This is a genomic window from Nostoc sp. CHAB 5836 (genome assembly GCF_020829445.1).
Classification (GTDB): Bacteria; Cyanobacteriota; Cyanobacteriia; order Cyanobacteriales; family Nostocaceae; genus Nostoc.
Genome location: NZ_JAIVFV010000246.1, coordinates 1 through 7,828 on the forward strand (window position 1 = coordinate 1; position 7,828 = coordinate 7,828).

General features: G+C 41.9%; 6 protein-coding genes. 4 read left to right on the top strand and 2 right to left on the bottom strand.

Annotated elements, in window-relative coordinates; translation table 11 throughout:
• Positions 1-503 precede the first annotated feature (503 nt).
• Together LC605_RS29475 and chlP are read left to right on the top strand one after the other, a co-directional pair.
• Positions 504-755, top strand: a complete 252-nt coding sequence (locus LC605_RS29475; RefSeq protein ID WP_229550984.1) for a hypothetical protein — start codon at positions 504-506, stop codon at positions 753-755.
• 453 nt (positions 756-1,208) lie between these two features.
• Positions 1,209-2,429 carry a geranylgeranyl reductase gene (gene chlP, locus LC605_RS29480; RefSeq protein ID WP_229550985.1) on the top strand — a complete coding sequence of 407 codons (1,221 nt, stop codon included), beginning with the start codon at positions 1,209-1,211 and terminating at the stop codon, positions 2,427-2,429.
• A 550-nt stretch (positions 2,430-2,979) separates the two neighbouring features.
• Here the strand turns inward: chlP and obgE are convergent.
• Positions 2,980-4,008, bottom strand: a complete 1,029-nt coding sequence (obgE, locus tag LC605_RS29485) for a GTPase ObgE (protein WP_229550986.1) — start codon at positions 4,006-4,008, stop codon at positions 2,980-2,982.
• A gap of 67 nt (positions 4,009-4,075) precedes the next feature.
• Positions 4,076-4,753: a Mo-dependent nitrogenase C-terminal domain-containing protein gene (locus LC605_RS29490; RefSeq protein WP_229550987.1), complete on the bottom strand. Its 678-nt coding sequence runs from the start codon at positions 4,751-4,753 to the stop codon at positions 4,076-4,078.
• Between the two features lie 628 nt (positions 4,754-5,381).
• Between LC605_RS29490 and LC605_RS29495 the strand changes: the two genes are divergently transcribed.
• The gene (locus LC605_RS29495; RefSeq protein WP_229550988.1) at positions 5,382-6,482 is read left to right on the top strand and encodes a glutamate--cysteine ligase; all 1,101 of its coding nucleotides are present in this window, start codon (positions 5,382-5,384) and stop codon (positions 6,480-6,482) included.
• A gap of 745 nt (positions 6,483-7,227) precedes the next feature.
• Positions 7,228-7,584 carry a hypothetical protein gene (locus LC605_RS29500; RefSeq protein ID WP_229550989.1) on the top strand — a complete coding sequence of 119 codons (357 nt, stop codon included), beginning with the start codon at positions 7,228-7,230 and terminating at the stop codon, positions 7,582-7,584.
• Positions 7,585-7,828: the final 244 nt, after the last annotated feature.

Consider the following 7,828-nt stretch of genomic DNA (forward strand, 5'->3'; position numbering starts at 1 on the left):
TAAGTTGGCGCGAAAAAACCTAAATATGTTACGAAACGTAAATAGGCTTAAAACCCTTGTAAATGACGAAGGACAAATGACAAATGACAGCCTTAGCCAGTTAGCTTTAATTGTGCCGACCTACTTACAATGAGGAGCAAAGTGTGAGGAGCCTTGGGGTTGAAGAGATTCCCTAACCTGTTTCCCAAAGACTTGCCAAGAATTATCCAAAGATCGCGGCTTGTTCTCAAGGAAGGAAAATGGCGAGAGATTACATCCAAACGCGAAGAACGCACCGCATCAGGAGTCTATAATTTTATTGTCATTCTAAGTAGAGCGACGCAAATAAAGCTAACTGGCTAAGGCTGTCATTTGTCATTTGTCACTTGTACTGGCCTTCGACTACGCTCAGGAACTGCGTAGTCAAAGTAAGTCGAAGTATTCGTCATTTATAAGGGTTTAAGGCGTATTTACGTTTCGTAATATAGTTTGGTTTATTCTTGCCGACTTACTTAGAGGGAATAATGTTTATTCGTAGAGCCAGTGCTAGGGTTGCAGATAGAGCAATTGGTCATATAGATTTAGCAAAGGGAGAGGATGTAAAATACGCTGGTCGCCTCTACTTTTCAGGACGCAATAATAGAGGCATCCTCCGTAAGTGGACTAATGAATCTGGACATTATCGACCTGCCGTTGAATCGATGAGCAACGCAGATTTACTACCTCAAGAACTTTTTGAGCCAGCTAAATTCAAAAGTCTAATTAGTCTCAATTGAATCTCTGGTAATGATTTAAATCGGATGATCAATGTTATATCCAACTGGTGGACTCAGGGAAGTATCACCTAGTGATCTAGAGATTCTCGATCCACAACCTTACAATGATTAAGGTGAGAGTCCAGGGCTATTTCATTCTCCTCTAGCCCGCCTCAGAATGAATTCACCTCTCTTATAGCGAAAGTCGTCTCAAGACGACTGAGAAAAGGTCATAGTCCGTTTTAACGCGGACTTTAGCTATGAGACAGGAACTTCAGTTCCGGGTGGTTTATGTCTAGAATGAAATAGCCCTGCTGAGAGTCTTCGCCAAATTCTCTATTCCCCATCTCGCTTTTCGTATCGAAACATTAAGGAATATTGCATTTGTGCAGAAACCTGAAGGGAAAGCACCAAATCACGTAAAAGACCATGATAGTATGCTCTCGGTAAATGTGAAGATTGGGAGAAAGACCTTTGACACTACGGGTTGCTGTTATTGGGTCAGGCCCTGCTGGTTCATCTGCCGCAGAAACACTGGCAGCCTCTGGGATTGAAACCTACCTGTTTGAGCGAAAGCTAGACAATGCAAAGCCTTGCGGAGGTGCAATTCCTCTATGTATGGTGAGTGAGTTTGACCTACCACCAGAGATTATCGATCGCCGGGTACGGAAGATGAAAATGATTTCGCCTTCCAACCGGGAGGTTGATATCAATCTGGTAAATGAAGAAGAATATATAGGAATGTGCCGCCGGGAAGTGCTGGATGGCTTTTTGCGCGATCGCGCGGCAAAATTAGGCGCAAATTTAATTAATGCCACTGTTCATAAACTCGATATACCAGGAAACAATACTGACCCCTATACCATCCATTACATTGACCATACAGAAGGGATATCACAGGGTATTGCCAAAACCCTGAAGGTGGATCTAGTTATTGGCGCAGATGGGGCTAATTCGCGCGTTGCTAAGGAAATGGACGCTGGGGATTACAATTATGCGATCGCCTTCCAAGAGCGGATCCGCTTACCCGAAGACAAAATGGCCTACTATAACGACCTCGCCGAAATGTATGTCGGTGATGACGTTTCTACTGACTTCTACGCTTGGGTTTTCCCCAAATATGACCACGTAGCTGTCGGTACAGGTACGATGCACATCAATAAAGCCAGCATCAAACAGTTACAAGCTGGTATCCGCGCCCGTGCTTCCGAAAAGCTAGCAGGCGGTAAAATCATCAAAGTCGAAGCCCACCCCATTCCTGAACATCCCCGTCCCCGTCGTGTTGTCGGTCGCATCGCTTTGGTGGGAGATGCTGCTGGTTACGTTACCAAGTCCTCTGGTGAAGGTATTTATTTTGCCGCCAAATCTGGGCGGATGTGTGCCGAAACCATTGTCGAAACATCTAACAATGGTAGCCGTATTCCTACTGAAGGCGACCTCAAGGTTTACCTGAAGCGTTGGGATAAAAGATACGGACTCACATACAAGGTGCTGGACATTCTACAAACCGTGTTCTATCGTTCCGACGCTACCCGCGAGGCATTTGTGGAAATGTGCGATGACCTCGATGTGCAGCGATTGACATTCGACAGTTATCTTTATAAGACGGTTGTCCCAGCTAATCCCATCACCCAACTGAAAATTACTGCCAAAACTATTGGTAGTCTAATTCGGGGTAATGCCCTTGCACCTTAACTGAGTGCCCAATACTGGAACTTGCAACAAATAAATTACCCAATTTTGTGGGGCGGGCATCTTGTCCGTCCCTTAATTATGAGTCAATAGGGTTCAGTTAAGCTAGGACTCAATACTGCACGCTTTGTGAATATTCGTAGGTTGGGGAGCCATTGCGCCCTTGCGGTTCCCCAACCTACAAATTTCTATTTTTTATGCAAAACCTACGCAGTATTGAGCTAGGACTTACGCAAAATAATGAAAAAACGAACCGCCAAGGGCGCAAAGGACACAAAGGAATAAGAGTTTCACCGAGTTATTGCGTAAGTCCTATAAGCATTTCTTTCTTGTCTTTGCGTCCTTTGCGCTTCCCTTTGCGCCCCTACCCTGCGGGAAGGCGAACGCGAGTGCGTCTCGGAGAGAGGCGCCTATGCGTTTAAATTTCAACCCTCAATTCGCCACGATTTTATGCTGCATCTGTACTTAGGGACTGACAAGAAATAAATTACTCAAATAAACGTAGACGCAAACGCGAGTGCGTCTCGTAGAGAGCGTCATTACGAACTTGCAATTATCTAAATACCTCAACTTTTTCAGGAACCTTCATTTGGTCGATAATTCCCCAAATTTCCTGTAACATCGGCTCTAACCCGGTGCGAGTAACTGCTGAAATCACAAAAACCGGGGCGTATGAGAGATGATTAAGTTGGGTGGCTAACGCCTCCAAATCGACAGTTTCGCGATCAACTGCATCAATTTTATTCAGGGCTAAAACTTGCGGACGTTCTGCTAAACCCTGTCCATAAGCTTGTAATTCTTGTTTAATTGTGTTATAATCTCTTACCACATCATCACTAGTGGCATCAATCAAGTGAAGTAGTACCCGTGTGCGCTCGATGTGACGTAAGAAATCATGTCCCAGCCCAGCCCCATGAGCTGCTCCCTCAATTAGCCCGGGAATGTCGGCGAAAACGGTACCATCGCCAGTCGGCTTCCGCACAACACCCAAATTTGGGATGAGGGTAGTGAAGGGGTAGTCTGCGATTTTTGGACGTGCTGCTGATAAAGATGAAATTAGAGTGGATTTACCAGCATTTGGTAAGCCAATAATCCCCACTTCTGCCAAAAGTTTTAACTCTAGGCGCAACTGCTTTATTTCCCCTGGTAATCCTGGAAGGGCATATTCTGGGGCGCGGTTACGGTTACTCAAGAAATACTGATTTCCTAGTCCGCCTTTACCACCTTGGGCGATCTGCAAAGTCTGCTGAGGCTCAATTAAATCCCCCAGCAATTCGCCAGTTTCAGCATCATAAATGGTTGTACCACAAGGAACTTCGATAATCAAATCCTTTCCTGCTGCTCCAGTACAGTTCTTTGGCCCACCACGAGTACCTTTTTCTGCCTGAAAGCGATGGTTGTATCTGAAGTCCAGCAAAGTTTGTAGGTTTTCGTCGGCAAGGAAAAATACCGAACCGCCTCGTCCCCCATTACCACCAGAGGGCCCACCAGTTGGCACGTATTTCTCCCGGCGGAAGGCGACAATACCATCACCACCTTTACCAGCTTCAACTTCAATTTTTGCTTGGTCGATAAATTGCATACTTAGATAATAATGAGGAGTGAGGAATTATGAGTTAAAAATTATAACTCCTCACTCCTAACTTTAACTAAATATATGGTGAAACATCTTCACCACATTTATCTGCTAGATAAGAAAGGGCGCGGAAACGTAAGCCCACCATTTGTTCATACAAGGGGTTAATTTTACACATCGGTGGGATATACACAATCTTGCGTCCAAATAGGGTGACATTCCGCTCAAAGGGACACTGGGAGGGAATCATTTTACACAAAAAGCGGGCTACTCTTGGGTCTTGGATATCTAGCCCATCGAGCCAGTCACGCAATGGGTGTAGTGCATCAATTTGATGCTTTGTAAGTTCAGGGCTGGGGATATTAGAGCTAACTTGCTGTGGGTGTTCTAGGGTGTGGCGAAGGGCTTCTAGTAAATTCTCTGGCTGTTCCAGGGTTTGGCAGAACTGATGCAGAACCTGATCTTCGCTGGGAGAATAAGTACCATCTGCGATCGCTACCATCACAGCTGTCCTTAAGAAATTTTCCGCAGCTGGCGTACCTTTACCCAATATTGCGGCTAATTCCTCTGGCGTAATTATCTCTAGTGAGTCCCATTTAATCCCAAGAGCTAATTCATCTTTGGTGATCCTGGCAATTAATTCCTGTTCTTCGGCATCAAAATTACCATCTGCCCAAGCAATGGTGAGCAGTCCACGCAACCAAGCGGCAATCTGTTCGCTGCTGTAGGGGGATTGAACGGTACTTGTCATAAACTCATGTCTCAAGCTTTCCTCAGTCACTACTAAGCTACCCTACCCAGGGACTGGGAAGATAGTGGGGCAACCTAGAAAAATCAACAAAGTGCTTAGGCCTAGCCAGCCCTAGTCATCGCTTTGTATATAAACCCGTAAACCAGAAAAATTTCCAAATCGCAAAAGTCGGTCTTAAGGTAAAATCAGTCTAAGATAATCTTGAGAATTTTTTCTAATTAAGTTGATGAATAAAATTAAGTATTTGTAGCGTTACGCGAAACGCTAACGCACCAAATCCTTAAGAATGGTGCGTTAGCGACAGCGTAACCCACCCTAAGTAAGTCGGCAAGAATAAATCAAACTATATTACGAAACGTAAATACACCTTAAAATAATTCGTAATTAAGTTTTGTGACGGGGATTTAGACTCCGACCTAAAACGTTCTGCCGTCATTAGGTAGGGAAATTAAACCCCTAAACTTTGTTAAACCCTTATAAATCACAAATGACAAATGACAGCCTTAGCCAGTTAGCTTTATTTGCGTCGCTCTACTGACGTATGTACGTATCTTTTCTGTTGTTTACAAGCAACTATCCTTCACAACTGGGTATGCACCTACTTCAATAAACAATAAAGGTATACATAATGTTTTTATTTGGCATTGAGCATGAAGTTGCTTTCCTAAACAAAGAAGGAAAGTTTGCGGATTTTTCCCAGACAAAATTTGCTGATTTCAATCAAATTATTGAAAAACTACCTACATACCCTAGCGACTATCCTCAACTGCGCGTCGGGGACGCTGGTATCAAACAGAAGAGATGGTACATCGAGGGATTTGAAAGATTTGCAGATTCTGACAAGCCGATTGATTGTCTACCCAAAGGCATCGAAATTAGAACAACCATACACTCTAATATTGAAACTGTTATTAGCGAATTATCAGAAAGTTTTCGCCTGCTACGCGAGGTTGCTGCTGACTTCGGTTTCTCACCTAGTTTAATTAGTTTTAATCCTTACAACACTTTTTTTGAGCCTCAACCTTCATTAAATGATTATGAAATAAGACGAAGACAAGCTTCCCCTGAAAAACAAACTGCCCATATTTCCATGCTTACTTATGGCCCAGATTTAAATATTTCAGTTGCAAATTTGTCTACTGAAGTGGTAATTGATATAGGTAAAAAGTTAACTTATTACAGTCCCTATATCGTTCCTTTTAGTTATAGTTCCCCTTTTTATAAAGGAGGTTTATGGGATGGGCTATCAGTAAGGACATTTGTGAGAACCGGAAAAAGGCCAGCAGCCCTAGTCTTTGTTCAAAAACAAGAACAATTAATTGATAGCACACCTTCCTTAACAAAAATCGCCCGGATTCCGGCGGAAGTGGGACGCATTGAATTTAAGGCTTGTGATAGTTGTGATGATTTTTTCATTTATGCAGGTTTGCTGGCATTATTGAAAGGTTTGGTGTTAGATGAAACTTTGCTGGGTAGAGCAACTGTGCCCGATGCAGCATTACATCAACTTTCTGCAAAGGAAGCATTTGACAACGACGATATTTTTAAGAATGCGACAAAAGTCTTGCAAGCAGCCGAAGTTGCTTTGGGAGATGACCCAGATGTTGATTATTTGACACCATTAAAAGTGCTGTTAGCGAAGCAAAAAACAAGATCCCATGAACTAATAGAAATCTTCAATCGTGTAAGTTCAATAGAAGAGGTAATAAAGCAGACTTATCAAGTTTAAAGGAAAAATTTATTTTCTCACTTTTTCAGGAGGACTGAGAATTAGGTTAAATATTTATACATATTGATACTTGATAAACATCTTCTTAGAGCTTGTTTATAAAGTGGTTGGCTATAGACATCTGGTGAAAAAGTAGAGACGTAGCACTGCTACGTCTCTACAAGGGTTCTGGGTAACGCATATTTAATTTCACCAGATGTCTTACGATTGTAGGTACTTATTGATCCCCCCTAACCTTCCTTGCAATCGTTAAGACTGTCCTAAGTCAATTGGTCATCTGTCCTTTGAAATACAAATGACTAATGACAACCTTACGAGTAAATATACAATTTAAATGCGTAACAGCTTAGAAGCATTAATCTGCCAAAACTATAATAATTAAGTCGATATACCTAAAGACTGATTTTATTACAACTATAGATATAGGAAACTTCATTCTAGAGATTGATGCAGGCGTTACCCTTTTCAAAGTAAAAATAAAAACAGGGAACCTGAAAAGAAGAAATTTGATTAGTAAATGTAATGTTTTTGCTCAAGAGCTAAGGTGGTATTTGCTTATTATACCTCACTAATTCGATGCAGAAATACAAAGATAATTTCTTCGTCAGATCGGTTTTGGAAGAACTTCCAAATTGAAGCGTAGCTTGCTAGTTTTATTATTGCTCAGATTTGCCAAATAAACTTATTAGCTCCCGCTCTTTTAGTGAAAGTTCTGCGTTGTTAAAGCTGTTATCGAGGACTTGAAATGAAGATTATTGCTTCTGTTCTATCTGTGTTACGTCCAGTACGTTTTCTAGTTGTAGCTTTTACTTGTGCTTTAATATTGTTATCTAGTGCTTTTCCTGCTTTTGCGATCGATAGCTACCAAAGTGATCCGACGGAAGGTACTACACAACTGCTTGATATTCAGCGCAAAACTGACGAAGCTGCAAAATCACCACCAGCAGGAATGAAAAAGGTTCAAGAGGAGTCCAACAAAGGACTAAATGAAGTTCAGGGAGCAGCTGATATTGACCAGCAAAAGAATCCTGAAAATTCACAGAGTGCAACCTCTGTGGAAGAAAATATAAAGAATGTGTTGGAGAAAGTTACAGGTAAGTAACAGATTTAATACTTAGTAATTTTTGAATAGCAATGGGTGATTGCATTAAAGCAGTGACCCATTGCTGCTTTTTAAGCTCATAACTGAAATTCAATATACAAATATGTTCATCTCTATTTTGGACTTTGGACAAAAAAGAAGTGTTCGCGTATGTATTACGCGAATAAATGATTAATCTTGTTTATAGTTACCAGCAAAAAAAAAGCATAGCCACCAGAACCCCAAGGTATAGTAATATAAACTA

Coding starts and splice junctions, on each gene's coding strand:
- LC605_RS29475 (WP_229550984.1), top strand. CDS start 504: ATGTTTATTCGTAGAGCCAGTGCTAGGGTTGCAGATAGAGCAATTGGT.
- LC605_RS29500 (WP_229550989.1), top strand. CDS start 7,228: ATGAAGATTATTGCTTCTGTTCTATCTGTGTTACGTCCAGTACGTTTT.
- obgE (WP_229550986.1), bottom strand. CDS start 4,008: ATGCAATTTATCGACCAAGCAAAAATTGAAGTTGAAGCTGGTAAAGGT.
- LC605_RS29490 (WP_229550987.1), bottom strand. CDS start 4,753: ATGACAAGTACCGTTCAATCCCCCTACAGCAGCGAACAGATTGCCGCT.
- LC605_RS29495 (WP_229550988.1), top strand. CDS start 5,382: ATGTTTTTATTTGGCATTGAGCATGAAGTTGCTTTCCTAAACAAAGAA.